This window comes from Alteromonas sp. S015, assembly GCF_036864485.1.
GTDB lineage: Bacteria > Pseudomonadota > Gammaproteobacteria > Enterobacterales > Alteromonadaceae > Alteromonas.
Window position 1 is genome coordinate 194,743 of the sequence record NZ_JAZETO010000005.1, and the last position, 25,445, is coordinate 220,187.

The 25,445-nt window shown below is 44.2% G+C and carries 21 protein-coding genes; 14 read left to right on the forward strand and 7 right to left on the reverse strand.

Annotated features, from left to right (window positions below; all coding sequences use genetic code 11):
* Window positions 1-157 precede the first annotated feature (157 nt).
* Complete coding sequence (locus V7R42_RS11350; RefSeq protein WP_334020328.1) at window positions 158-535, reverse strand: hypothetical protein; 378 nt, start codon at window positions 533-535, stop codon at window positions 158-160.
* Window positions 536-1,183: 648 nt separating this feature from the next.
* On the opposite strand from V7R42_RS11350, the gene V7R42_RS11355 reads away from it, so the two are divergent.
* Entirely contained in the window at window positions 1,184-2,419 is a 1,236-nt protein-coding gene (locus V7R42_RS11355) for a polysaccharide lyase family 7 protein (protein ID WP_334020329.1), read from the forward strand.
* A 93-nt stretch (window positions 2,420-2,512) separates the two neighbouring features.
* Here V7R42_RS11355 and V7R42_RS11360 read toward each other — a convergent pair whose 3' ends face one another.
* Window positions 2,513-3,112 (reverse strand): BON domain-containing protein, encoded by a 600-nt coding sequence (locus tag V7R42_RS11360; protein WP_334020330.1) that lies wholly within the window; start codon window positions 3,110-3,112, stop codon window positions 2,513-2,515.
* A 392-nt stretch (window positions 3,113-3,504) separates the two neighbouring features.
* On the opposite strand from V7R42_RS11360, the gene V7R42_RS11365 reads away from it, so the two are divergent.
* Window positions 3,505-4,494, forward strand: a complete 990-nt coding sequence (locus tag V7R42_RS11365; RefSeq protein WP_334020331.1) for an endonuclease/exonuclease/phosphatase family protein — start codon at window positions 3,505-3,507, stop codon at window positions 4,492-4,494.
* A gap of 10 nt (window positions 4,495-4,504) precedes the next feature.
* Here V7R42_RS11365 and V7R42_RS11370 read toward each other — a convergent pair whose 3' ends face one another.
* Window positions 4,505-5,053 carry a hypothetical protein gene (locus tag V7R42_RS11370; RefSeq protein WP_334020332.1) on the reverse strand — a complete coding sequence of 183 codons (549 nt, stop codon included), beginning with the start codon at window positions 5,051-5,053 and terminating at the stop codon, window positions 4,505-4,507.
* Window positions 5,054-5,608: 555 nt separating this feature from the next.
* Here V7R42_RS11370 and V7R42_RS11375 point away from each other — a divergent pair.
* Window positions 5,609-6,592 (forward strand): glycosyltransferase family 2 protein, encoded by a 984-nt coding sequence (locus V7R42_RS11375; protein ID WP_334020333.1) that lies wholly within the window; start codon window positions 5,609-5,611, stop codon window positions 6,590-6,592.
* Window positions 6,593-6,762: 170 nt separating this feature from the next.
* Here V7R42_RS11375 and V7R42_RS11380 read toward each other — a convergent pair whose 3' ends face one another.
* The 3 genes from V7R42_RS11380 to V7R42_RS11390 form a co-directional block, all read right to left on the reverse strand.
* Window positions 6,763-8,505 (reverse strand): hypothetical protein, encoded by a 1,743-nt coding sequence (locus V7R42_RS11380; RefSeq protein ID WP_334020334.1) that lies wholly within the window; start codon window positions 8,503-8,505, stop codon window positions 6,763-6,765.
* 64 nt (window positions 8,506-8,569) lie between these two features.
* Window positions 8,570-10,426 (reverse strand): alkaline phosphatase PhoX, encoded by a 1,857-nt coding sequence (locus V7R42_RS11385; RefSeq protein WP_334020335.1) that lies wholly within the window; start codon window positions 10,424-10,426, stop codon window positions 8,570-8,572.
* Window positions 10,427-10,862: 436 nt separating this feature from the next.
* Window positions 10,863-12,095 carry a DUF4861 family protein gene (locus V7R42_RS11390; protein WP_334020336.1) on the reverse strand — a complete coding sequence of 411 codons (1,233 nt, stop codon included), beginning with the start codon at window positions 12,093-12,095 and terminating at the stop codon, window positions 10,863-10,865.
* Between the two features lie 175 nt (window positions 12,096-12,270).
* Here V7R42_RS11390 and V7R42_RS11395 point away from each other — a divergent pair, with 175 nt between their 5' ends.
* The 11 genes from V7R42_RS11395 (at window position 12,271) to V7R42_RS11445 (ending at window position 24,188) form a co-directional block, all read left to right on the forward strand.
* On the forward strand, window positions 12,271-13,029 hold the full coding sequence (locus V7R42_RS11395; protein ID WP_334020337.1) for an SDR family oxidoreductase: 759 nt from the start codon (window positions 12,271-12,273) through the stop codon (window positions 13,027-13,029).
* 58 nt (window positions 13,030-13,087) lie between these two features.
* Window positions 13,088-13,951 carry a 5-dehydro-4-deoxy-D-glucuronate isomerase gene (gene kduI / locus V7R42_RS11400; protein WP_334020515.1) on the forward strand — a complete coding sequence of 288 codons (864 nt, stop codon included), beginning with the start codon at window positions 13,088-13,090 and terminating at the stop codon, window positions 13,949-13,951.
* Window positions 13,952-13,981: 30 nt separating this feature from the next.
* Complete coding sequence (locus V7R42_RS11405) at window positions 13,982-14,965, forward strand: TRAP transporter substrate-binding protein (RefSeq protein ID WP_334020338.1); 984 nt, start codon at window positions 13,982-13,984, stop codon at window positions 14,963-14,965.
* Between the two features lie 2 nt (window positions 14,966-14,967).
* Entirely contained in the window at window positions 14,968-15,453 is a 486-nt protein-coding gene (locus V7R42_RS11410; RefSeq protein ID WP_334020339.1) for a TRAP transporter small permease, read from the forward strand.
* Window positions 15,453-16,748 (forward strand): TRAP transporter large permease, encoded by a 1,296-nt coding sequence (locus tag V7R42_RS11415; protein ID WP_334020340.1) that lies wholly within the window; start codon window positions 15,453-15,455, stop codon window positions 16,746-16,748. The genes V7R42_RS11410 and V7R42_RS11415 overlap by 1 nt, the downstream gene beginning before the upstream one ends.
* Window positions 16,749-16,894: 146 nt before the next feature.
* Window positions 16,895-17,911, forward strand: a complete 1,017-nt coding sequence (locus V7R42_RS11420; protein WP_334020341.1) for a LacI family DNA-binding transcriptional regulator — start codon at window positions 16,895-16,897, stop codon at window positions 17,909-17,911.
* Window positions 17,912-18,120: 209 nt separating this feature from the next.
* A complete protein-coding gene (locus tag V7R42_RS11425; RefSeq protein ID WP_334020342.1) occupies window positions 18,121-19,611 on the forward strand; it encodes a UxaA family hydrolase in 1,491 nt (496 codons plus the stop codon).
* Window positions 19,612-19,622: 11 nt separating this feature from the next.
* Window positions 19,623-21,038, forward strand: coding sequence for a glucuronate isomerase (gene uxaC, locus V7R42_RS11430; RefSeq protein ID WP_334020343.1), 1,416 nt, complete (start codon window positions 19,623-19,625; stop codon window positions 21,036-21,038).
* 2 nt (window positions 21,039-21,040) lie between these two features.
* Window positions 21,041-22,582: a mannitol dehydrogenase family protein gene (locus V7R42_RS11435; protein WP_334020344.1), complete on the forward strand. Its 1,542-nt coding sequence runs from the start codon at window positions 21,041-21,043 to the stop codon at window positions 22,580-22,582.
* Window positions 22,582-23,220 (forward strand): bifunctional 4-hydroxy-2-oxoglutarate aldolase/2-dehydro-3-deoxy-phosphogluconate aldolase, encoded by a 639-nt coding sequence (gene eda, locus V7R42_RS11440; RefSeq protein WP_334020345.1) that lies wholly within the window; start codon window positions 22,582-22,584, stop codon window positions 23,218-23,220. Before V7R42_RS11435 ends, eda begins: the two co-directional genes overlap by 1 nt.
* The gene (locus tag V7R42_RS11445; RefSeq protein WP_334020346.1) at window positions 23,217-24,188 is read left to right on the forward strand and encodes a sugar kinase; all 972 of its coding nucleotides are present in this window, start codon (window positions 23,217-23,219) and stop codon (window positions 24,186-24,188) included. The genes eda and V7R42_RS11445 overlap by 4 nt, the downstream gene beginning before the upstream one ends.
* A gap of 144 nt (window positions 24,189-24,332) precedes the next feature.
* On the opposite strand, the gene V7R42_RS11450 is transcribed toward V7R42_RS11445, so the two are convergent.
* Complete coding sequence (locus V7R42_RS11450) at window positions 24,333-25,268, reverse strand: rhamnogalacturonan acetylesterase (protein ID WP_334020347.1); 936 nt, start codon at window positions 25,266-25,268, stop codon at window positions 24,333-24,335.
* Between the last annotated feature and the right edge of the window lie 177 nt (window positions 25,269-25,445).

Genomic DNA, 25,445 nt, shown 5'->3' on the forward strand with positions numbered 1-25,445 from the left:
AGCGAAGCAAGTGCTTCGCTTTAATGCCTTTATTTTACTCAAACGATGATAAGCTAACGCTCATAATGAGAAAGTCTCTTCAATTTAAAAAACGTCTTTTAAAAAGCACCTTACGTTCTTTGTAAAGGAAAGTGAGTTTTCACGTGTAATCTTCGCGTTAAATTGCTTGTGCTGTGTAAGTCTCTGAGTCCTTAGTAACATCATTGGCATATTGAGTAAGATGGTGGCTCAATATATTTTCTGCGCGTTCAACAAACTCATCGCGTTTAAATTTCCAACCTCTTAAATCTGCTTGTTTTGCCTGCGCGATATAAAAGTCTAATCGCGTTTTTCTAAGTAAATGCGCTTTTTTAGATAAATCAAACTCAACAAGTGATAAGGTTTGTTCAACTTTCCCAATGTCAGCGTGGACCTTACGCTTGGCGTCATCAGCGGTTGCTTGACTAACCGAGAGCTTACCCTGCCCCAACATGCCCACTAAGACGATTACAACTGATACTACGATACCTGAAAAAACCCACTTTAAAACGTTCATGTCTCACTCCTTGAGCAAGGTTAATCTGCCCATATTACTAATGACCAGGTTATTCTTAAAAAGTAGATCACTTCGACTGATTATCACCCGGACACATTTACGTAAACCAAGGCGATGTTAAAGCCGAGTGGCTCGCTAAAATAACCTGCTGCTTCTTCCATTTATAAAAGCAGCTTCTGTACCACATTGAATTTACATAAATATCAAAAGGTTACAAAAACAAACGCGGTTATAAAATAGGGTGAAAGAACTTTCTACACACTTGAAGAAAAAATTTTCCCTGTCGTTTTTATCTTGTTTAAGCAAACGATTCATTCCACAGAGCGAATATGTAAGTTCAACAGTATTGACCCCATAAAATGGTCATACCCATTAACAACCCAAGATTACCAACTGAAACTCACCTTTTTTGGAAGACGTCCAATCTTGTCGACGCCATTAATTAGATAGGCTCTGCTCAGCTTTAAATACTCCTCTAATTCCTTTCTCGCTTGCTCTTTTGTTATAGCACTATGAGATGCCTTACAATTGGTTTACATAAATGATATTTTGGCATTACACATTTAAACTCTCCCTACAAATTGGACTTACCAATAAACCAAGAATTGTTAATTAGATAAATAAGAGATAGTCTACCCAGAGGTTATTATGTTTCGAGTAAAACGTTCAACTACCGTACCTTTTACACAAAAGGGTTTTCTAGCTATAAGCGCAAGATACGCCGTTGCTGTTTTGCCTTTTATATTTGCTGCAACCCTAGTCACTGCAGAGACTATTCCTGCTAATAAGTTTGATTTAAACGAATGGAAAATCACTGTCCCTACAGATAAAGATAACGATGGCAAGGTTGACGAAATATCAGTAAAGGATATTCAGAGTTTCAAACACAAAGACTTTTTCTATGTGGACGATGAAGGCAACATGGTATTTGCTGCGCCCAATAAAGCGCTAACCACTCAAAATTCATCTAATACCCGTAGCGAACTTCGGCACATGCTTCGCGGTTCTAACACGCGCATAAAAACCCACTCCCCCAATAATAACTTTACTGTTGCCAGTAACCCTCTTTCAGACCGCTTTGCTCAAGTGGGCGGAAAATTAAACGCTACGCTTAAAGTGCAGCATGTCGCTACCAGAGCTAAATATCCTGATAAAGCGCCAGCTTTTTCAGTTGTAGTGGGTCAAATACACGCCAGTAAATGGAAGAAAAAAGTAAAGGGCTTTGGTTGGGGTAACGAGCCACTCAAAATTTATTATAAAAAGTGGCCACGCCATGAAACCGGGTCTGTGTTTTGGACTTACGAGCGCAACCTGCCCAAGAATGAAAAAAACCGCACTGATATTGCTTATCCAGTTTGGGGGAATATATGGACCAACCCTGAAGACCCTGGTAGCGAAGGTATCAAACTTAACGAGAGCTTTAGTTATGAAGTGAATGTTCACGGTGATGTGATGTATCTAAGCTTTAAATCAGACAGACACAAAACCGTTAATTATGCTATCAATCTCGCCAATGGTGTAAATGCTTATGGTGAGTTAGATAAGCACGATCACCCTTACGGTTATACGCAAGACTGGAATTACTTCAAAGCGGGGGCTTACAACCAGTGCAGTACTAAAGATGATGACGGCTTTTGGTACGCTGCATGTATGGGTACAGGAAACTGGGCAGAAGATAAGAAAAATGGTGACTATGTACAGGTCGCGTTTTCCAACTTAACGGTAGGTGAAAGCAGCGAACCTACAGAAATCTTCAAAGCTAACCTTGTGACGCAAAGACCAACGACAAAAAGCGACAATGTAGACAATGGCACTGAACTCCGTAAAGAAATTAAATATGAAAACGATGAAGTTGTCTTATTGAATAAAGAGTGGAAACATTAGTTATGTCGATGTGCTGACCGGTCTATCTTACTTACGTTAGGCAAGAAAAAAGGGGCGAATGCCCCTTTTTCATTAAGTCGAATAAACGAACCTTTAGTTCATTGCAGTTTCAGTAACAACACGTAGGTCACTTTCTACGTCTTTGACATCAGAAGCATTCTTAGCAATTTCCACTGCTAGGTCACGCTCAGCGTCAGAATCAACTTTGCCAGTCAGTGTTACCACACCGTTTTCTACGTCAACATCAATGTCAAAGCCAGAAATGTCAGTGTCCATAAGAAGGCGAGTTTTGATTACTGTAGCAATCTTGGCGTCTGTTAGTTCGCTCGTGCCTTCATCTACGGAATCTTCCATATCTTCGGACATGTCGCCATCCATATCGTTATCTGCAACAACGGTAAGCTTGTTATCTACAGAAGTTACGCCGTCGATGTTGGCTACTAGCTCTTCCGCTAGCTTTTTATCGACAGAGTTTTCCACCTTACCAGTAAGCACCACGTTACCGTCTTTCACGTCAGTGTTAATGTCGAATGAATCTAGGTTGCCATTGAACAACAGCGTAGCTTCAGCTTTACCGTCAATCCATGCGTCTTTGGCACCTTTCTCCCATTTGTTGTCTGTCCCCATGTCACCTGCATAAGCAGCTGTAGTCAACGTTGTAGCAACAATCATAGAAATTAGTGAACGTTTCATAACATTTCTCCTTTGTCGAAACTCACAGTAAACAATGCCAAATCCTTGCCAAAACCGTATCACTTTGATTATAAAGGTTAAATCAACAGTACCACTGTATGTTTACATTCACTGATTTGAAAACTTTGCGTTAATTTGAGAATTTTTTACTTAATTTTAAGTACTCGTGTAAACCCCTTTTATTGTGAGTCGGTAGTGCAAAATTTATTGTCAGCGTTTGATATTGCTCTTAAAACTCGTTTTGCTAATAATAATTGAGGTTAAACTTAATTTAGAAAGTTGGCGTAACTATCATGATTTGTTTTACTTTTCCGGTCGTTGCGTGTTTCTTTACTTCGCTATTTTTCCGGGTAAGGTGCTTTTTATTAATCAAGTTCAAGGAACAGTCAGACATGGACTCTGCACTTAATGCCGTTTCAGTCTTATTCATAGCCATTAGTTGGGCCCCTTTACTTCCTTCTTCTCATTGGTTAGTCAGAGTGTGGGAATTTCCGCGGTTGCAAATTGCATCAATTATTTCAATATTGATTGTAGGACATGCGTTTAATGCTAGCTACCACACGCATATAGGCGTGTTCTCAATAGTTATTGTAGCTGGGTTAATAGTAAGCTTTATTTATCAAATCATTTGGATTATTCCTTACACACCGTTGTACAAACGGGAGGTTAGGCATTTAAAAGCTGAAAACGCTAGTCAAAAGCTAAGTGTTTTATCGAGCAATGTGTATATGCCAAATGACGACTTTCGCAAACTCATCGCACACGTTCGAAATAAGCAACCCGATTTTCTTGTCACGCTGGAGTCTAATGAAAAGTGGCAGAAAGGCATCAGTGAAATTGAGTCTGAATACCCGTTTCGTAAATTTTGTCCATTAGAAAATCTCTATGGAATGCATCTTTATAGCAAAATTCCTTTTGAAGAGGTCTCACTGCGATTCCTAATTGAAGAGGATGTTCCGTCTATGAGAGTGAAAATTAATCATCACGGCAGCGTTGTTACTTTATATTTTCTTCACCCAAAACCCCCAAGCCCAACAGAAAACACTTATGCGAAGCCCAGAGATGTTGAGCTAACCGTGGTGGGTGAGGAAATTGCTAAAACAGACGGGCCTATTATCGTGGCTGGCGATTTAAATGATGTGGCGTGGTCCCCTACTACCAGGAAATTTAAAAAAATAAGTGGACTGCTAGATCCCAGAGAGGGACGTGGTTTTTTTAATACTTTTCACGCAAAATATCCACTTGTGAAGTGGCCATTAGACCACGTATTTCATTCTGAACATTTTGCGCTGGTAAACATAGAGAAGCTTGAGGGCGTTGGTTCGGACCACTACCCTCTTTACACCGAACTTGCGCTCATCAGCAATGACGATAGATGTTAATTTGTGATCTCTAGCGAACGCCACGGTGTTTTACGCACCACATTAGACTATCGCACGCGTCTTCACGCTTTTTGAAATGCGCCAGTCCAATAAGCGTACTATCTCTAGGCCAAACTGCTTGGTTAAGCACCTCTTTATCCCGTGCTGTGAGCCGCTCATCAACAAGTATAATTTCAATTGCTTTTTTATTGGGCTTTATAAGCGCGGGCTTCGCATCTTTAACCAAGGCAGAGTTGACGCAAATGTATTCCCTCTTCATTGGGTCTCTTACCACGCCAATATAGTCGTGGTCACAAATAATAGCGGGCCAGCCTTCCGTTATTCTGCTTTGCCCGAACATAACGAGCGTAAAGGCAACAAGCACGAAAAGCGTTAAACCAATAAATTGATCGCTTAAATCTGGTGCCACACTTACTATGACGCCTACAACACCTGCGAAAAATATCCAGCCACCAAATACTCTGCGCATAGCATTCGGTGAGATGCCTGATATAACATCAACCAACTTTAATGATTGCTTGTCATACTGTCGAATAAGTACAGACGATTGTGATTCCACAGCCTTTATCCACCAAACAAAAATACGAAATACAGTTATTAATACGTTACAAGCAACGCTGAAGATTTGCCTACACCCTGTATGAGTAAACCCACAATAAAAGATAAGCTTTACTCGAAAGAAAATTTGCTAAGCAATAATTACAGGAATATTTAAACTATTGAATTGTAATGTTTAACCCACTTAACAAGCATATCAAACTATGTAGTGATGGAAAAGTTAATACGCGCTAAATAGGCGTTGAAATCGTACGCATATAATAGTGAGTCATATGGGTCTGCGAATCTTACGTAAGCAACCTAACTTTCCTATTAACGAACTGCTAATTTATGCCTCAACTATTTTGATTGTAAATATTTCTCGTACTTTGCACCTCTTGCTCGCCTACTTGTTCAGCAATCGCTAAAAAAATTCAAAAAAAGCGCAAAAAACAAAATAAACCATTACTTTTCAAAATGATAGAAAACAGGAACACTCTTTGCTTGTACCAAAATATAACGAATAGCGCGTCGTACAGAAACAACTGATTCAACGAATTAATAAAGGAGGTAGAGTATGCGTTCACCTATTAGTGCAGTGACTATAGTAAAGAATAGAACTGAGAAACTGAGCAAGTTAATTACGCAGTTAGAGCAATGCTCTCCGACGCCAGATGAACTCGTGATTGTATGGATGGCACCTCCTTCTGATTTATCGCTCGTTCGCAGTGATAAGTTCGATATTGTACATAAATTTACTACACAAGAAGCGTTACCCATTGCGAAAGCTCGCAACAAGGGGATGCAGGCAGCGAAACATGCAAACTTGGCGTATTTAAACGTAGATGCTGTCATTGCACCTTCGCTGTTTAAGGATGGCTTATTGGCCCTTCGAGACGACACCTTAGTGTTTACTTCAGTGGTTTTCCTTCCTAGCGATCGATGCAATAAGCCCTATTTACAAATTTCAAAAGATGAAAGACAAATTGGTTATCTCGCGAGTAACGACGATACGTTACCTGATGATGACAATAATGAAATCCCTTCAAGAGAGCAGGAAATTAATCATGGAAAGTTTAGTGACGATAGTATTTGTTCTACAGTGTTTTTTATTCGTAAGGCAGACTTTCAAAAAACCGGCGGCTTCGATGAAGGCTACGCGGGTTTCGGACTAAACGACGAAGATTTTTTTACAAACTGTAGAGCGTTAGGTCTTTCTTTAGAGCAATTACCCACGCGCACATTTGCGCCACACCGACCTAATTATCAATGCCCGGTACACCATCTTCTCGATTTTGTACACAACGCTCAGCGTTTTCACTCTAAATGGAATTTCTACCCCTGTGTCGATGTATTGAACGCCTATGCTAAAGAGGGCTTTATTAATGCCGATTATGAGAAAAACGGCATCAAAATCAAGCAACTTCCCCAACAGGAAAATGAAGACACGCCGAGTTCGCCGGTGGACCATTTAACGGTAACATACACCCATAATAACGTTGAATTTACATCTTTTCATTCGCCGGAGAAAAGCACTGACCTTTTGAGTACAACGGCATAAAACGCTTTCAGGAAGATATGGAGCGTCTTTAATGAAACCTAATTTGGTTGTGGGATTAACCGAACACTTAGCGGGCGAGTCAAATAACTTCCGTTACAAACCGATTCAGTTTGAAGTTTTACCCGCGGCCAATATTTAGCCGCGAGCGTTATCTTCTAAATAAACAAGCGCTACCGAGCTTCTGCAATAGCGCTTGTTTTTCCTTGCTGCCAGTTCAGACGCATATCCCACTTAAAACGATGCTCTAGTTTAAGTGGTGGTTGCTCTGCATCAATGGTACTCAGCACGTTAGTTGCTTCGGTTATCGTTGCATCACGTCCAAACAAATAGCTTTGCTCTTTCACTATGGTCAAATAGGCTTTGTTTAACGCATAAGCACGCTCGGGAGAAGGGGTAATGATGTCGTATACTGATTTAGCACGCTGCACTTCTTCTGCCTTAACCATGCCTTTTTCATTAAACCATTTAGCCAGCATTTCACCGTTTTGACGGAACTCATCGCCCCCGCCCACGCGTTCCATGTAAGTAAGGAATTCGCCTTTTTCCTCGTTGATATTTGGCACATCTTCTATTTCACGCAGGTTTATATAGCCCCACCCCGCTTCTCCAGGTACTTTGCGGGCAAATGAAAATGTTTGATCGAAGGTTGATCCAACGGTTTTGTGACAGCCGTTACAAAAAGCAAGCTCTTGGTCGTGCTGTGCGCGAAGCGCGCCTTGTTCGTTTTCAATGAAGCCGTTAATTGTCCAACCAAAGCCATTGTCTATACCTTTCTCACCTAGATAACGAGTTTGAGGCAGCTTTTCAAAATGCTTATCTTTTGCTTCCGCATAATAGGCGGACGCTAAACTTTCTCTGCTTCTGAACATATGCTTTTTCATGTAGCGAACTTCTTTCATACGCGGCGCGTTATAAATATTCCCGTTTTCATCCACACCAATGTAGCGTACCGTATGTAAAAACTCTGTGCCTTCAGGATAAAGCATGTGCGCTAGCGAAACTGCGCTTGCATCGCCAACGTAGCGCGACAAACGAGCGATTTCAGTCACTGACTGTGACAGCTTGCCATCTTGGTTTACGTCAAGGTTCAGTGCTACCTCATTAATCGGCGCCACAGTTAGTTTGTCTAAATCTTTAAGCGCCATCTCAACCAAGCTGAGGTTTAATATATAAATAGCCTTATTATACTCGCCATTAAGCGCTTGAAAGTTTTTCGGAAGCCTAATCATCGCGTCACCGGTCGACCCGTTCGTCGGCCAAAAGGTACTCGGGAAAGGCTTGTAATTGTATGACACCCACCCGCTGCCATCTTTAGCGAAACCGTCGCTATCAAATGCTTTGTCAGCAGCGCTCAAATTTTCAATTCGCATGTAATCTGGCATGGTGTCATTGTTAAGCGAAGCAGTGTAATTATCTTGTGCTATATACTTCTTAATCGTGGCATCATCAATGCTCGCAATCAGTGATGTACGGTCAATAAACAAGTTTTTCCAACTGTTTGTTAACCCTACGTCTGAAAATTCATAGTTGCCCTGTAGCGTGCCATCACCCATTTGATTAGGGCGCTTTTCCATTGCATCGTAACTTTGATGGCATGCGTAGCAGGGGTTATTGACGCCTTCCGTTTTGGTGTAACACTGGGGAGGAATAACCGACTCAGGATTATACACTTCGTTATGTTCAATATACGCAAGAGCGGGAATAGTATCCCCTTCTTGATAAGGATAAGCGTTCGTGCTGTCGGTCTTTTTCTTTGTAGATGAAGGCGCTTGTGCGTGAGCGCCAGAGCTAGGTGAGCTTAGTTCGTAATTTGACTGATTGCTTACGTTGTCACCCGTGTTATCAATGCACCCTGCACTGGTAAGTAGTGAAAGCAGAATGCCAACACTCGAAGTTATTTTTAACATTTTCATAATCGTCACAACGGAAAAAACCGGGCACACAGGTACCCGGAATATTTTTATTTAAAAAGAAAACTTACTTATCTGCTGGCTCATACATCCACAGCGTATTGTTTTCTTGGAAACCGTCTTCACCGATAAGAATACGGCCGTCGTTCATCACCACTACGTTATCTGGTTGAGAAAGCTGTTCAACGTCACAACGCTCGGCGCCAGTTAGGCTTGAACGGTACGTACCGCCCATCACCACAGGTTCAATACGAGAGATGTTGTAGCCTGCTTCAAGCTTGGCACGATAAACGCCACCACAGTCTTTAACGCGGGCTGAAAGCTGCATATCGCCTTCACCGTCAATCATTGTGTTGTCGATATCAGCGATGCCGATGTAAAGGTATGCATTCTGTACCACTTCACCTTCGATAGTATCTACACCTTCAACCGCTTCCTTTGCGCGTTTCTGGTTGATTGAGATACCTTCCAGTTTTCTCCACTCTGCTGTAGCTCCTTTAAGACGTGCCGCTGCACGACTCTCTAGGAACGCAACGCGGTTATCCATAGGCTGTCCTGCTGTTACGCTAGAGCCACCTTCCTCTACCGTTGGATAGGTCGCATCGCCATCAGCCCATGCTTGAACGTCGGCCATAGTAATGTAAGAACTTTGTCCTTCCACGTAATCGTCGGTACCAATACCATTGTATTCATCAATCCACGCGCGAATAGTCAGGTTATCACCGCTAGCTAATTCCACCCATTCAACCGCAAAGCCCGTAGTCGCAGGATCATTTTGACCTGCATCCTGAGTAAGCTTAGCGCCGTAGAGTGTTCCTGCAGATAAGTCTTCAGCCGTATCTGCGATGAACTTAAACAATACGCCACCTGTATCATCTTGAGAGAGGTAAACGGTTTTTCCATCAGGCATTACCGTTGAGTTTTCGTGTTCGTAACGACCCATGGCAAAATGTTTAACAATAACCGGCTCATCAGCCAACGGCTCTGTTACTTCAGCAATGTAACCATAGTTGTATGGGTTTGGTGCATCTGGCGCCGTCATTTGCCACATTCGACTTATACGCGGATCTGTAGATACAGCTTCAGGGTTGTTCCAGCTGGGTGACGTAGTTGTATTTACCGCCGAATCTACTACCCACTCTTCTGAGGTAAGCGGCGTACCCCAAGGTGACATTGAACCAAAGCAGTTTGCCGCCGTTCCCCACACAGGCGAAAAATCGAGCATCATGGCTTCGGTCACTTCCCACATACCAAATTCATCTTTTTCCACTTTCATGCGGCTCATACCGCCAGGAAGCTCTTCCCAGTTTGAGAAAAGGTAACCTTCGCCTTCGGCGGTTGAGATGAAGCCGTTAAAGTCAGGCATGTCGTTTTCGAGAACCAACTCTTCACCATCTAGTGTGTAAATGTGGCCTAGGCCTTCTGGTAAGTCGGTACCGAAAGTATCACCCGTTTGTCCCAGTACTTGATATTGACCGATAGCAGAAACCACCAGCTCTTTTTCTTCATCTGAGCTTGGTACAGGTGAATCTGGTAATGTAACTGGCAGATTATTGAAGTTAGCACCTGCAAGCACACCAACCGTACCGGTATTGATAGGCATTGCATTTACACTTGTTGTTGCTGAATTAGTGCCCGACGGGTGCTGAACGTTGAAAAACAAATCACCCTCATCAGTTAGAAAAATACCAGTCACTTCCGCACCAAGTGGAACCGTAGCAATACGCGTAAGTGTGCCTGCGCCGTCACCTTGAGGCCCTTGCTCACCTACCGGCCCCTGATCACCTACTGGGCCTTGCTCACCTACTGGACCCTGAACGCCGTTTTCACCATCATCACCCTCTAGTGAGCAGGCAGACATGCCAAGTGTTACTGCTAGTGCAATCGCTGAATACTTTATTCCACGAAGAGTTTCGCTTTTCATTACGGTTCCTTGCTTATGCTTGTTTTATAATTAGAGATGAGGAGAGCAGATGGCTTACCTCGCTAAATGGTCTTAGCGGGCGAAAGTTTGGAGGACATTTGTGACATTCCGGTGACAGTGAATTGACACCAAAATGAACCTTTATTGACACAAGGGTCTGAAAAACAAATAAAACAAATGCGAAGATTTACAAAGGCGCTGTAATCACTGGGGTTATTGAATGCTCAATCAAGAAAACCTAAACCACTCAGTCAGTTTATGAATTATTTGTTTCACAATACTGGTCCAAGCTTTGTTTACATGAACACCACAGAGCACACTTCTCGAAACTTAGATGGAGTAAAGTGGTAAGAGAAAGTAAAGGGAGGAAATAATTTGAATAGCTAACGGGCTAAGCATCTCACAACAGCGCGCTAGCCCGGTCACTTGACGATACTTAGTTTAAGACGGTAAGCGGATGACTATACACTTTTAATTTACTTATTAGATAGTCTTCGAACTGCTTTGCAGTTTGTATATCTTTGCTACGTTTGGGCCAGACCGCGAGTATTTTATAATCTAAAGCGGTTAAAGGTTTGAACAATACAAGGTGGTCATGTTCACCCTCGAATACCTTTTCAACCTGATCTAACCGGTAAACAACGGCCAACCCTAAGTTGTCGTTATCTGCCAAGATACTTTGCGTTCCCCAAGTCGCCACCACGCCCCACTCACCGCGCTCGGCTTTAATCACCTGCATTCCATCATGCGCCACTAGACCTGAGACAATATTATCCGAAGGCTCTGATACAGAAACACTGATATGGGTTGTGGGGTCGAACGCTTCAATTCGATAGCGCGTGGTAACGTCGATACTGTCCGCTTTCGCATCAGACGATGACCACCCTTCGTAGCCAACCTCGAACTCAGCCCGCAACTGAGAATTCGATACCAATTGGTATTGCGTATTATCTACATGCTGAAAATGCATAACTGTCTGCGTTGAGGAGTCTTGGGTTTCTTGTTCTATTAATCGACCTAGCGCCCCCACGCCCAACGATTTACCAACTTTAAGCGCGTCTCCGCCCCACGGAGATAAATTGTGATAGCTATCGTAGCCGTCTTGCCCCACCTCAGGTAATACAACACTGTCGTTCGTTTTAACAAAGGCATCAATAGCGTTACGCCAATCAAGATAAAGGCGATAGCCCATTTGATCAGACTCCCAGCCTGGTCCTTCGTAACGCAAAAAGTAAGAATGATCGGTCAATTGTGGAGGTGATGTGAATGAGGTAACTTCTTCAAAAGAAAAACCCTCAGCGCTATATGCTGCGTCTTGCCACTCTCCTCCCGTTCGTACAGAAAGTTCAGCGTGTGCACGGTCTTGGAGGTTAACATTGGTTGCTTGCTCTGGTGGCACGAGTTCCAATAACGCACTTTCTCCCGGTGCAATGGATGCGGCACCTAATAGTACCGCTTGTCCTTCGCTATTCACTACCCACTCTGAAGGGTGTTGTTTTAGCTTCCAACCTGAATATTGCGGCGGCAAAGACACTTCGAAAACTTGCTCGCCGCTACCACCGTCTGCCGAATTTTTCACCTTGACAGACAAAACCGAATCTATATCCCCTTGTGAGCAACTTGCCAATAATGGCACCAGAATTAGACCTATCTTACTAAATTTTATCACTTTTATGCTCTCCATCGGTTGTTAACGTATTAAAATAATTAACGATATTTATAAACAATATATTGACAAATGCCACCGGTGGCAATTATTTTAAATTTTGTTAACGGAATTTTTCAATTTAGTATGTCGATAAAATTCGTCATGCCCATGAACTATTTAGTAAAAGGTAAATTACATGGTCAACTTTAGCCTAGAAGGAAAAACCGCATTAGTGACCGGAGCAAGTCGAGGTATAGGCCAAGCGCTTGCCTTAGCACTCGCCACATCTGGCGCCTTCGTAATCTGCGCCAGTTCTCGACCAGGTGGATGTGACGAGACACTACGTAAAATTCAAAGTAAAGGCGGTCAGGCAATGGCGTTAAACGCTGACCTCGCCGATGCCGACGCGGTAGTTAAACTTGCCCACGATGCGTTAAGCATTAAAGGACACATCGACATCCTGCTGAATAACGGCGGCACTATTTTCAGAGCACCTGCTATCGACTTTCCTTTTTACGAGTGGAGAAACGTACTTGCGGTCAACATCGATTCAGCTTTTCTACTCAGCCAATCTATTGGCAAGACGATGGTAGAACGTGGGCAAGGCAAAATCATCAATATTGCATCAATGTTAAGTTATACAGGCGGCATTACCGTTCCTGCCTATACAGCGAGTAAACACGCCATTGCAGGCCTTACCAAAGCGCTGGCAAATGAATGGGGTCAATACAATGTGCAGATAAACGCAATTGCGCCCGGTTACATCAAAACCGATAACACCCAAGCACTGCAAGACGATGAAACACGCAGTGCTGAAATTTGTGCCCGCATTCCAGCTAATCGCTGGGGAGAAAGTGATGATTTAGCGGGTGCGGCGGTATTTCTTGCGAGCGCAGCAAGCAATTACGTAAACGGCCATATCCTTGCTGTCGATGGCGGCTTTCTAGCACGTTAATTTACGAATAGGGGATACATCCATGAGCGATGGAAAAAGCATAAGCGATAACACAGCCATGAGCGATAAAAGATACGTTAGTAAAAAAATAGACACCCGATATGCTATTGGTCGTAAAGAGGCCAACGCTTACAACACGCAAGAATTGCGCGACGCGTTTTTAGTCGACACCCTAATGACAAAAGGCGAAGTCGTATGGATATACACCCACTACGAACGGTTTATGCTTGGAAGTGCGGTACCGACAACGTCAGCGTTAACGTTAGAAACCATTGAAGATCAGCTGAAGATGCCGTTCTTTACCGCCCGTCGTGAGGTAGGTGCCATTAATATCGGCGGACCTGGCACCATCACTGTTTCAGGCACCACTTACCATTTGGATAATGAAGAAGCCTTGTACATCGGCCAAGGCAATGAACAAGTCATTTTCGAGTCAGACAACGCGTCTAATCCCGCTAAGTACTACTTAAATTCAGCGCCAGCTCACCATGCTTATCCGTGTAAAAAGATAGGCAGCAAGGACGCAAATATTCTTCACTTAGGCAGTCAAGAAACCTCCAACAAGCGTGAAATCAAACAGTTACTTATCAATACTGTTGTCGATACTTGTCAGCTGCAGATGGGACTAACACGTCTGCACACGGGTTCAGTGTGGAACACCATGCCGGCTCATCAACATGACCGACGCAATGAAGTGTATTTTTATTTTGATATGGATAGCGAAAGCCGCGTGTGTCACTTTATGGGCGAACCTCACGAAACTCGCCATATTTTCGTAGCAAATGAAGAAGCTGTGGTGTCACCACCTTGGTCGATTCACTGTGGTGTAGGTACAGGAAGCTATGCATTTATCTGGGGAATGGCAGGTGAAAACCTGGATTACGATGATATGGATAAGTTTCCACCTTCACAGTTGCGCTAAGCAGTCCTGTTCTAACTAGGTGAAATGATTATGTTGCGGTATATAAAACTTACACTCTCTGCTACGGCCCTGTTGCTAATCTCGGCGTGTTCTCAAAATGAGTTGCAAGGTGAAGTCACCGTGTTGCGCTTGGGGCATACCTTAGACACTCAACACTCAGTGCATAAGGCAATGGAGTATCTTGGAGAGCGCCTAAACTACTATTCTGACGGTACAATGAGTGTGGTTATTTACCCGAGCAGCCAGTTGGGAACCGAGAGAGAGATGGTAGAACTGCTGCAGATTGGTTCACTCGCCATGACTAAGGTGTCTGCAAGCCCTCTGGAAGGGTTTGCTCCCGAAATGAAGATTTTTAGCATTCCCTATATCTTCCGCGATAACGAACACTTCTGGCGTGTATTAAACAGCGACTTAGGCGATGAGTTGCTTTCTGGTGTTGAAGACTTCCGACTTAAAGGTCTCGGCTATTACGATGCAGGAAGCCGTAGTTTTTACACCAACGACAAACCAATAGAAACACCCAGCGATCTAAACGGGCTCAAAATTCGCGTGTTGAATAGCCCTACTGCAGTAGCAACAGTTCGCGCACTTGGAGGAGCTGCAACTCCCGTTGCCTGGGGAGAGCTTTACACAGCGCTTCAGCAAGGCGTGGTAGACGGCGCAGAGAATAACCCGCCCAGCTACTACCTTTCACGTCATTACGAAATTGCCCGTTATTACAGCCTTGACGAGCATACCAGTGTTCCAGACGTCATGTTGGCATCGCTTCCGGTATGGGAAAGTTTGAATGAACAGCAACAAACGTGGTTAACCAAAGCGATGGAAGACTCTGTTGAATACCAACGCGAACTGTGGAAAACATCGACACAAGCCTCTTTAGAAAAGGTAAAAGCCGAAGGCGTCACAGTTATTATGCCGGACAAAGGGCCTTTCGTTGAAGCGGTAAAGCCTTTTCACAAGAGCTTTGAAGACACGCCAATTGGCGACTTAATTACGCAAATAAAAGCGATGTAACAATGACAATATTACGCCTCATTGATAAAGCCTTAGCCGGCACCCTTATAATTGCCATGGTGAGTATTTTACTTACCGTAATTTGGCAAGTGGTCTCACGTTACATACTTAAAGATCCCGCTTCGGTCACCGAAGAATTGTCTAGGTTCATACTTATCTGGATTGGCATCTTAGGTGCGGCCTACGCCTATCGCCAACATGCCCACTTAGGATTCAACTTAATTGTTGAGCGTCAGTCCCGTAAAGTGAAACGCCTTCTACTTACCTGCGTTGAAGTTATTGTCATTATCTTCTGTGTTTTAGTGATGGTTTACGGCGGCGCCGAATTGGTTTCTCTCACATTAGAGCTAGAGCAAATCTCAGCAGCGCTTGGTGTAAAAATGGGCTTTATCTACAGCGTGCTTCCCTTATCTGGAGGCCTAATCATTGCCTACGCACTGGTCAACATTACGACGCTATGGCATAACAACAATAAGGAGTCAGTGTAATGGAACTGACCGGTATAATCTTAATCGTCGCTTTTTTTGTACTCCTTCTTTTAAATGTTCCTATTTCAATCAGTATAGGGGTAGCCACGCTGCTTGCTATGGTAATGAGCATGGACGTTGCACCGGCTACCATTACTATTGCCCAGCGTATGGCAGGTGGCCTCAATAGCTTCGCGCTCTTGGCAATTCCATTTTTTGTTTTATCTGGCCTTATCATGGGACGCGGTGGGATAGCCAAGCGATTAATTGAATGTGCAATGGCGCTTATTGGTGCCCTTCCCGGTGGACTAGCCCTGGTTAACGTCGTTTCCTGCATGCTTTTTGGTGCGATTTCAGGGTCTGCGGTAGCGACCACATCTGCTATTGGCAGCTTCATGCTGCCCGAGATGAAAAAAGCTGGCTACGAGCCAAATTTTAGCGCCGCGGTCACTGCCGCAGCATCCACCACTGGCATGTTAATTCCACCAAGTAATATTTTAATAGTATACGCAATCGCTAGCGGTGGCGTATCCATCGCCGCCCTCTTTATGGCTGGCTATATTCCAGGTATTATGGTAGGTCTAGCGCTCATGCTGGTGTGCTTTATATACGCAAAAATGAAGGGGTACCCTCTGTCACCGCGACTTCCTGTAAAAGTCGTTGTTGAAAAAACCGTTGCGGCGCTTCCTTCTTTGTTTCTCATATTTTTAGTAATTGGCGGCATTGTGGGCGGCATTTTTACCGCTACTGAAGCTGGCGCCATTGCGGTGGTTTACTCATTGCTGCTAGCCGTGGTGTTTTACAAAGAAGTAGAGGCGAAAGCCTTACCTGACATTTTCTTAAAAGCGGCGGAAACAACAGCGATTGTTATGTTGCTTATCGCGGCGTCTACCGCCATGTCTTGGCTTTTATCGTTCGAGAACATTCCGCAAACCTTAAGTAATGCGCTCTTGTCGGTAAGCGAAAACCCATTGCTTATTCTTCTATTGATCAATCTATTACTCATCGTAGTTGGTGCATTTTTAGATATGACGCCTGCCGTACTTATCTTTACACCCATATTTTTACCTGTGGCACTAGAGCTTGGTATGAGCGAGCTTCAGTTTGGCATCATGCTAGTACTTAATCTGTCTATTGGGCTATGCTCGCCCCCCGTTGGTGCAGTACTTTTCATTACTTGTGCGATTGCCAAAACCAAACTTGAGAACATCATTCGACCATTAATACCCTTGTATGTAGCTATGTTTGTCGTCCTCATGTTAGTCACGTATGTCGCTTGGTTCAGTGAAGCGCTACCACGTGCACTAGGGTTTTAGAAAGATTGAGTGATAAAAATTGAATCGATTGTTCAGGTGCAATTTGAGCACTCGACCTTTCATCTTTTAGTAACAAGAATATATCGCTTTAATTTGTGTGTTAAAATCAGTAACAACGACATAACAGCGCGGAAAAATAGAGAATTATGAACAAGCGCCCAACTATCAATGATGTTGCAGCATTAGCTGGAGTATCAAAACGTACTGTGTCACGTGTCATTAACGGCGCAACCAATGTGGGTAAAGCAACACGTGAGCGCATTGAGGCCGTTATTCGGGAAACTGGCTTCGCCCCAGACAAACAAGCGCGAGGATTAAGTACCAGCCGTTCCTATTTGATTGGCTTGATTTACGACAACCCAGATGCACTGTACATCGACCAAGTTCAACGAGGCGTGTTAAGTATATGTTCTCAAAAGGGCTACGAATTAGTCGTTCATCCGTGCCATTACAACGCAGAAGGGTTCGTAGAAGACTGCATTAACTTTGTACGTCGATCAAACATAGATGGCGTTATTATATTACCACCGGTATCTGAATCTAAGTTACTCGCGGACGCGCTTCAACAAAAAGGCATTAACTATGTACGAATGGCGTCAGTCGATTTGGATGATCATCAAAACATTGTAGTCAGTGATGACAGAGCTGCGTTAAGTGATTTGGCCCGCTATATGGTGTCACTAGGTCATAAAGACATTGGTATTATAAGCGGTCCTCAACAGTACTATTCATCAAAAGAGCGTTTGGAGGGCTTTGTTGAAACGCTTAATGGTTTAGGTGTCGATGTACCTAAAAACAGAGTCATTGAGGGTAAAAACAGCTTCGAAAGCGGCATAGAGTGCGCACGCCAATTACTCATTCAGTCTCCGCGGGTCAAAGCTATTTTCGCGAACAACGACGAAATGGCGGCAGGCGTGTTAAAAGTGGCCCATGAAATGGGAATAATCGTGCCAGACGAACTTTCCGTTGCAGGGTTCGATGACAACTTACTTGCCGCTCGCGTTATCCCTGCCCTAACAACCGTCCAACGTCCCGTTGGGGACATGGCAGCTATCGCAGCCCGTAAAATCATTGCCCATATCGAGGGTAGTGAAGTCAGTGAATCCGAAACCTATTTGGTTAAGCCTCACTTAATTATTCGCGATTCCATCAAAAAAGTGTGATTTTTTACAATGAAGTGTTGCTAAGACTTCATTTTCGACCTATTATGCCACCGGTGGCATGACAATAAAAAAGAATGTTAAAAATAAACAATTTGTAAACAGAGCGTAAAGAGAAATGTTTTCTAAACTATCGCTCTTTTTAAATGCTCAGTGCTTATTTAACAAAGCTTGGCGGTTAATTAAGCCGTAAAGATAAAGCAGGACTTGTAATGGACGTTAAAACACAACTAGTAAAAGTGCATAGTAACGATAACGTTGCGGTTGCAACCTGCCCTCTCTCGGCTGGCACTTACATCGGTGCATATAACATCACTGTTAGCCAAGACATTCCTGCTGGCCACAAAGTTGCTTTAGTCGCCATAAATAATGGTAGTGATATCATAAAGTATGGCTTCAGCATTGGCGTAGCAACAAGCCAAATTAATGCTGGTGAACACGTTCACAGCCATAATGCAAAGACCAAGTTACAAGGCACTGAACAATACGTTTACTCGCCGTCGAATATCCCATCGAGGCAAACACATGCTAGCTCTGGGCTACAGTTTATGGGCTACAGAAGAGAGAATGGAAAAGTAGGTATTCGAAATGAAGTGTGGATAATCAATACCGTAGGCTGCGTGAATCGAACAGCAGACCGTATTGCCAACGAATGTAGCCGGCGTTTCGCTAGCGAGTGCGACGGTTTCCGCGCCTTCACCCACCCTTTTGGCTGCTCTCAGCTTGGTGATGATTTAGATGACACACGCACAATTTTGGCATCACTGGCTTCCCACCCTAACGCTGGTGCGGTGTTAATTGTAGGCTTGGGATGTGAAAACAATCAGCTTAAGAGTTTACTGCCTCACGTTGACAAACCGGAAAATCGCGTTCGCTTCTACAACGCACAAGAAGTGGTAGACGAATTAGAAGAAGGCGTTAATGCGGTTTATGACTTGCTAAAAGTTATGGCAACGGACAAACGCGAGCCTATAGACGCTAGCGAATTAACATTAGGTATGAAATGCGGGGGTAGCGACGCTTTTAGCGGTATTACTGCCAATCCGACGGTAGGACGCGTTACCGATTTGATGTGTAATCTAGGTGGTTCGGTCATTTTAACCGAAACGCCTGAAATGTTTGGCGCTGAGCAGCTATTAATGAATCGCGCTAAAAATAAAGAAGTATTTAAGGCGTTTAACTCGCTGATTGATGAGTTTAAGAACTACTTTATCGCCCACAACCAACCTATTTACGAAAACCCGTCTCCAGGTAATAAGGCAGGCGGTTTAACCACGCTAGAGGAAAAATCACTTGGCGCGGTTCAAAAAGGTGGAACGTCTATTATTCAGTCTATCTTGCAATATGGTGAGCCCAAGCAAGATAAAGGCTTAAGTTTATTACAAGCGCCCGGTAACGATGCTGTTAGTTCAACAGCGTTGGCAGCATCGGGGGCACATATCGTTTTATTCACCACAGGCCGAGGTACGCCCCTTGGTTTTCCTGTACCCACAGTCAAGATATCGTCAAATTCAGATATCGCTAATAAGAAGCCACATTGGATAGATTTTAACGCTGGGCAAGTTCTAGAAGGCGTATCTATCGATAAGTGTGCCGAAGCGCTACTTCAACATTGCTTGGCAGTAGCATCTGGTCAACAAACCTGCAACGAGAAAAATGGCAGCCATGAGATCGCTATTTGGAAACGTGGCGTCACCCTCTAAAAGAGAGCGTTATGGAATCGATATTATTACACGAAGATAGACTTTTTCCTGCCGATGAAGCAACCCGAAGTGTTGCAAAGGCGCTGTACAAGGAAATTCGAGATCTCCCTATCATAAGTCCGCATGGCCATACTGACCCACGTTGGTTTGCACAGAACAACAATTTCACCAATGCAACCGAGCTATTTATCACCCCTGATCACTATGTTTTCAGAATGCTTTATAGCCAAGGTATCAAATTAACCGATATTGGTGTACCACGTTGGGATGGCGGCGAGACGGAAAAAGATCCGCGTAAAATCTGGAAACTTTTGGCAGATAATTATCACCTGTTTGCTGCCACACCTTCCCGTTTATGGTTAGACACCGTATTTCACGATGTGTTTGGCTTACGAGAAATGTTGTGTAGCGACAACGCCACGCATTATTACGACCACATCACTGCGCAGCTTCAAGGGAATGACTTTAAACCCCGTGCGCTTATGGACCGCTTCAATATTGAAGTGATTGCTACCACCGAAGGTGCTCTTGATACCCTACCCCATCACGCGGCGATTAAAGATACACCGTGGGCAAAGCGAGTTATTACCACCTTTAGACCTGATGATGTCGTCGATGCATCGCGCGAAGATATTGTTTCAAACATTGAGAAACTTGGTGAATTAACCGGTGAAGATACTGCAAGCTGGCAGGGCTACCTGAACGCAATTCGTGCACGACGCGCCGTCTTCAGAGAGCACGGCGCGACAGCGACAGATCACGGACACCCAACGGCAAACACAGCTGATTTAAGTGAAGCTGAGTGTATTGCTTTATTCGATAAAGTAAGAAGTGGAAACAGTAACGCTGAAGAGCAAGAGCTATTTAGAGCCCAAATGCTTACCGAATTAGCGGGAATGAGCGTAGAGGACGGCATGGTGATGCAAATTCACCCTGGTTCGTTTAGAAACCACAATAGTCAGCTCTTTGCTCAGTTTGGCCGCGATAAAGGCCACGACATTCCAATGCAAACAGATTTTGTTAAAGCGCTTCGCCCGCTACTGGGTAAATACGGTAACGAGCCTAATCTCGACATTATTTTGTTCACATTAGATGAAACTACGTACAGCCGCGAACTAGCGCCACTTGCAGGCCACTACCCTTGCCTGAAGCTAGGCCCTTCTTGGTGGTTCCACGATAGCCCAGAAGGCATGTTGCGCTTTAGACACCAAGTGACAGAAACCGCCGGTTTCTTCAATACTGTTGGTTTCAACGACGATACGCGCGCGTTCTTGTCTATCCCTGCGCGTCATGATGTTGCCAGACGCATTGACTGTCGTTTCCTTGCACAGCTAGTTGTGGAACACCGCATTAGTGAAACAGAAGCGGCCAGCATTGCCAGAAAACTAACTTATGACTTTGCTAAACAAGCGTACAAACTGGGGTAATCATGACAAAGCCGTTATCAATTTCAACGCTACCTCTTTTAAGTGACAGCGTAAGTAAACCAAATTACGACTTAGAAACAACCGGTTGTGGCATTGTGCATATTGGCCCGGGCGCCTTTCATCGTGCGCACCAAGCGTATTACACCGAAAAGGCGTTGGCTTACGGTGGTGACTGGCGAATTCACGGTGTGTCAATGCGCAGTGCATCACTTAAAGAAGCGTTGAGTACACAAGACAATCTCTATGCGTTGTGTATTGTTGATAACGAGCCTGAAACCCATATTATTGGCGCAATTAAAATCCTTTCTACATTAGCACATGACCGAGATGACATTGTTGCTGCGCTGGTAAATAAGCAAACTAAAATTGTTACGCTTACCGTGACAGAAAAGGGCTATTGCCTTAATGCACAAGGTCATCTAGATACTGATCATCCGGATATTAAAGCTGATTTAGTCACACCAGAAACACCGGTAAGTGCCGTTGGCCTTATTGTACAAGCGCTCGCACAACGTAAGCAGGCAGGCTATGCCGATATTACTATTATTAGCTGCGACAACGTGTCAGACAACGGTAAAAAGCTGCAAAAAGCGGTGACCGAGTTCGCCAATAAAACGGATGAATCATTAGGCCAGTGGATAACGGAGAATATCGCCTTCCCCTGCACTATGGTTGACAGTATTACGCCAGCTACTGAAGACAGCTTTAAAGCCAACGTTGCCGCTGAGCTGGGTTTAACTGATAACTGGCCTATTCAGCGTGAGGCATTTACTCAGTGGGTGGTTGAAGATAATTTTTCTGGCCCACGACCCGCATGGGATAAAGTTGGCGTTACTTTTACTCATGATGTGAGCTTCTTTGAAAAAGCTAAGCTTCGCATTCTAAACGGCACACATTCAACATTGGCTTACATAGGGTTATTGCTTGGCAAGGAAACCGTATACGACGCAATGCGTACCCCAGCCATAAAGCAACTGATTCAAACCATGTTGAAAGAAGAAATTGTTCCGTCTCTATCCAGTGAGCACGACAATACCGATAGCGGTACACAAGACTTCAACCTGAACGCTTACGCACAAGACATTGTTAAGCGCTATGAGAATAAGCATATTCGCCACCTGTTGTCGCAAATTGCTTGGGATGGGTCACAGAAAATCCCATTTCGAATTCTCGACACTGTACGCGATAACCTAAAAGCAAAACGAAACATCGATTTGCTCTGCAGTGCTGTTGCTGCGTGGTGTCTATTTGTGAACAACAAGGCGCGCTTAAACGAAACCATTACCGACCCGCTAGATAGTACGTTAAGGGCCACAGCGAAATCGGTAGACTTTCAGGCGATTGAACTTGCTAAAAAATTGCTATCTCTCGATACCATGTTCGCCGAACTGTCGGTAAATAATACGTTTAAGGAAAAGGTGCTCGAGAAAGTTAATCAGCTACTTGATATTTTATCGCACGAAAATAGCAACGAAATTCAGCAAGGCTCTGCTACGACAAAGTTAACAGAAAGTTCGCTAGATTCACTAAAAGGAACCGCGTGATGAAAAGTACCTTTTCCATGCTTAAAGGCGCCCCATTACTCCCTATTATTCAGCCTAAATCTGTTGACGAGGGGCTTCACCTAGCAGAAGCAATTGCAAATAGCGGCCTGTGCAACATAGAAGTAGTGAAACGCAGCGACGCAGCATTTGAAGCCCTGTCAGCCATTAGAAAACAGTTTCCCGAACTCGTTGTGGGCATGGGTACATTGTTAAATCGCAACCATGTATTCGAAGCGTTGGATGCAGGCGCGCAATTTTTGATAACGCCCACAAGCTCAGAGACATTGCTCGATACACTGATTGCTTCTAATGCACCCTTTTTGCCAGGTGTCGCTTCGCCTGCCGATATTCTTTTGGCTCACCAAAAAGGCATTCGCGAAATGAAGTTCTTTCCTGCGAGTCTTAGCGGCGGAACACCGTTTCTTAACGCTATTTCAAGTGTATTTAGCGATGTTTGTTTCTGCCCTACCGGCGGCATTAATGGCGAAAACGTGAATGAATATCTCGCGCTTGGCAATGTTCGAGCAGTAGGCGGTACATGGATGATGCCGAAGACAGCCATTGAAGCACAAAATTGGCAAGCTATTACTTTGGCATGCCAACAAAGCCTAACGCTATTTGATGAGGCTGCGGCATGAGCATAGTTGATACTAAACAAAGAATGGTTATTTTTGGCGAGTGCATGGTAGAGCTTCGAAGCACTCAGCGTGAGTCATCGGTTAGTACGTGTGATGAAAACACAGATAATAACCTGATGGCGAAAAGCTTTGCTGGCGATACGTACAACACTGCGGTTTATTTAAAGCGCTGTTTGCCTTCATCCTCCATTAGCTACTTAACAGCGATAGGTGCTGACTTTTTAAGCGATGAGCTGCTGTTTAAAATGGGTGAACACGAAATTAACACTGATTTAGTGTTTCGCTCGTCGTCGCGTAATCTTGGTTTGTATATGATCCGCAACGACAACGAAGGTGAAAGAACCTTTGCGTATTGGCGTAACCAGTCTGCGGCGACACAGACGCTCAACATTATGAAGGGCGCTGAGTTTGCGTGTGACTGGTTTTATTTGAGCGGTATCTCTATTGCCATTTTAAATGACGAACAGCGCGCTACACTTTTCGAACTGATTTCGTCCCTCAAGGCCAAAGGCAGTAAGATTGCCTTTGATCCTAACTATCGAGCACGCCTTTGGTCATCTCAAGAAGATGCCAAATACTGGACGGGTAAGGCATATGCCGAAGCAGATTTGGCGTTCCCAGGCGCTGACGACCATTTAATGCTGTTTGGACATATTAATGCTGATGAAATATTTAGCTATCTAGCCGACAAACAGATTGAAGAAATCGTAATGAAAAACGGGGCAGTTGGCGTTCATATACTCCGCCAAAAAGAGCAATGTATAGTGCCGGTAGAGCGTGTTGAACAGGTGGTTGATACAACGGCTGCTGGCGATGCATTTAACGGTGGTTATATGGCCGCTCGACTGGCTGGTAGAAAGCCTGTAGAAAGCGCAAGCTATGGCGCAAAAGTTGCGGCCACAGTGATAACCTACCCCGGTGCCATTATATCAAGTAATGCCTTCACTAAGCACATACCGTCGCTATAGTCGGTATGTGACATTCCTTCTTCTTTTTTCTTCTATTTCCTGCCACTGCAACCATAAACAAGTACGCCAAATAAAATAAAAACGATACCCCACTAAAAAACGCGGCACGCCCGTACTAACGCGCCACTCCATTTTTATGCAAGCTTACAACGTGTCTCGATATACGTATTTTGCCAGTGGGTGCGCTGTCGCTTTTAACTCTCGCACGAATATTTGCGCCATTTTAGCCGCGCCTACTACGTTCAAGTGAGTGTCGTCCGTTTTGCCTTCGGGGTAGCGCGCATATAGGTCGGCGGGCACTTTAATGAAGTAATGGTTGCTTTTAGGCTCGCCTACCTGAGTAAGAAAATCACAGGTTAAAGCGTTCATAGGGATAAATGGCACATTATTTTGTGCTGCCACTTTCTTCGCAGCATCGGCATACGCCAGCAACGTCCGTTTTAACACACCTTCCTCGGTGAAATGACGCCTGCAAATACTACTTGCAATAATAACTGATGCTCCTTTTGCTTGAACATCTTGCACAAACTGTTTCAAGTAAGCAGGATAGGCATTTTGAGGGTCGGCATAGCGCGCGGGGTCCGACTGTTTTTGATCGTTGTGGCCAAACTGTATGACCACAAAGTCATCTTCAGAAAGGTCAGATAACAGCACTTGCCAACGCCCTTCGTCCACAAATCGCTTTGTGCTTCTGCCGTTAGCCGCGTGGTTTTTAATATTAAGATTTGGCAGCATGAATTCAGGAAGCAATTGTCCCCATCCTCTTTCTGGGTATGACAACATTGGCTTGTCTGACATGGTGGAGTCGCCAACCAGATGTAAGGTAACCGGCTTTTTGTAGGGCGAAGCTTTCACAGCCTCTTCACTGCCCTTATTAGCAGCGCTTTGGCTTGAAATAATATGGGAACCCATACTGGTAAGTGCATAACCGCTCGATTGGGCACCGTAACTAATGTGAAGTCCACGAGTATCTTGCTGGTCTGCCACTGTAAAAGTACTCGTTACAGCAAAAACACTTGCAAGACTGTAGCGTAGCGCGTTGAATATTTTCCCCGTAGTGGGCTTACCTGAATTTCTCACACCTTTTCTCCTTCTCAATATTTCTATTGCTGCGATGCAAATTGCTCAAAAAAGTCAGGTAGACGAGTACCAAAACCCTCCCGGCATACACATTTTGCACATAAAAAAGGCCATCATTACGATGGCCAAACACACCCGTGTTCACGGAACACAATACGTTGTAATTATTCTCAGATT

Coding starts and splice junctions, on each gene's coding strand:
- V7R42_RS11350 (WP_334020328.1), bottom strand. CDS start 535: ATGAACGTTTTAAAGTGGGTTTTTTCAGGTATCGTAGTATCAGTTGTA.
- V7R42_RS11355 (WP_334020329.1), top strand. CDS start 1,184: ATGTTTCGAGTAAAACGTTCAACTACCGTACCTTTTACACAAAAGGGT.
- V7R42_RS11360 (WP_334020330.1), bottom strand. CDS start 3,112: ATGAAACGTTCACTAATTTCTATGATTGTTGCTACAACGTTGACTACA.
- V7R42_RS11365 (WP_334020331.1), top strand. CDS start 3,505: ATGGACTCTGCACTTAATGCCGTTTCAGTCTTATTCATAGCCATTAGT.
- V7R42_RS11375 (WP_334020333.1), top strand. CDS start 5,609: ATGCGTTCACCTATTAGTGCAGTGACTATAGTAAAGAATAGAACTGAG.
- V7R42_RS11380 (WP_334020334.1), bottom strand. CDS start 8,505: ATGAAAATGTTAAAAATAACTTCGAGTGTTGGCATTCTGCTTTCACTA.
- V7R42_RS11385 (WP_334020335.1), bottom strand. CDS start 10,426: ATGAAAAGCGAAACTCTTCGTGGAATAAAGTATTCAGCGATTGCACTA.
- V7R42_RS11395 (WP_334020337.1), top strand. CDS start 12,271: ATGGTCAACTTTAGCCTAGAAGGAAAAACCGCATTAGTGACCGGAGCA.
- kduI (WP_334020515.1), top strand. CDS start 13,088: ATGAGCGATAAAAGATACGTTAGTAAAAAAATAGACACCCGATATGCT.
- V7R42_RS11405 (WP_334020338.1), top strand. CDS start 13,982: ATGTTGCGGTATATAAAACTTACACTCTCTGCTACGGCCCTGTTGCTA.
- V7R42_RS11410 (WP_334020339.1), top strand. CDS start 14,968: ATGACAATATTACGCCTCATTGATAAAGCCTTAGCCGGCACCCTTATA.
- V7R42_RS11415 (WP_334020340.1), top strand. CDS start 15,453: ATGGAACTGACCGGTATAATCTTAATCGTCGCTTTTTTTGTACTCCTT.
- V7R42_RS11420 (WP_334020341.1), top strand. CDS start 16,895: ATGAACAAGCGCCCAACTATCAATGATGTTGCAGCATTAGCTGGAGTA.
- V7R42_RS11425 (WP_334020342.1), top strand. CDS start 18,121: ATGGACGTTAAAACACAACTAGTAAAAGTGCATAGTAACGATAACGTT.
- uxaC (WP_334020343.1), top strand. CDS start 19,623: ATGGAATCGATATTATTACACGAAGATAGACTTTTTCCTGCCGATGAA.
- V7R42_RS11435 (WP_334020344.1), top strand. CDS start 21,041: ATGACAAAGCCGTTATCAATTTCAACGCTACCTCTTTTAAGTGACAGC.
- eda (WP_334020345.1), top strand. CDS start 22,582: ATGAAAAGTACCTTTTCCATGCTTAAAGGCGCCCCATTACTCCCTATT.
- V7R42_RS11445 (WP_334020346.1), top strand. CDS start 23,217: ATGAGCATAGTTGATACTAAACAAAGAATGGTTATTTTTGGCGAGTGC.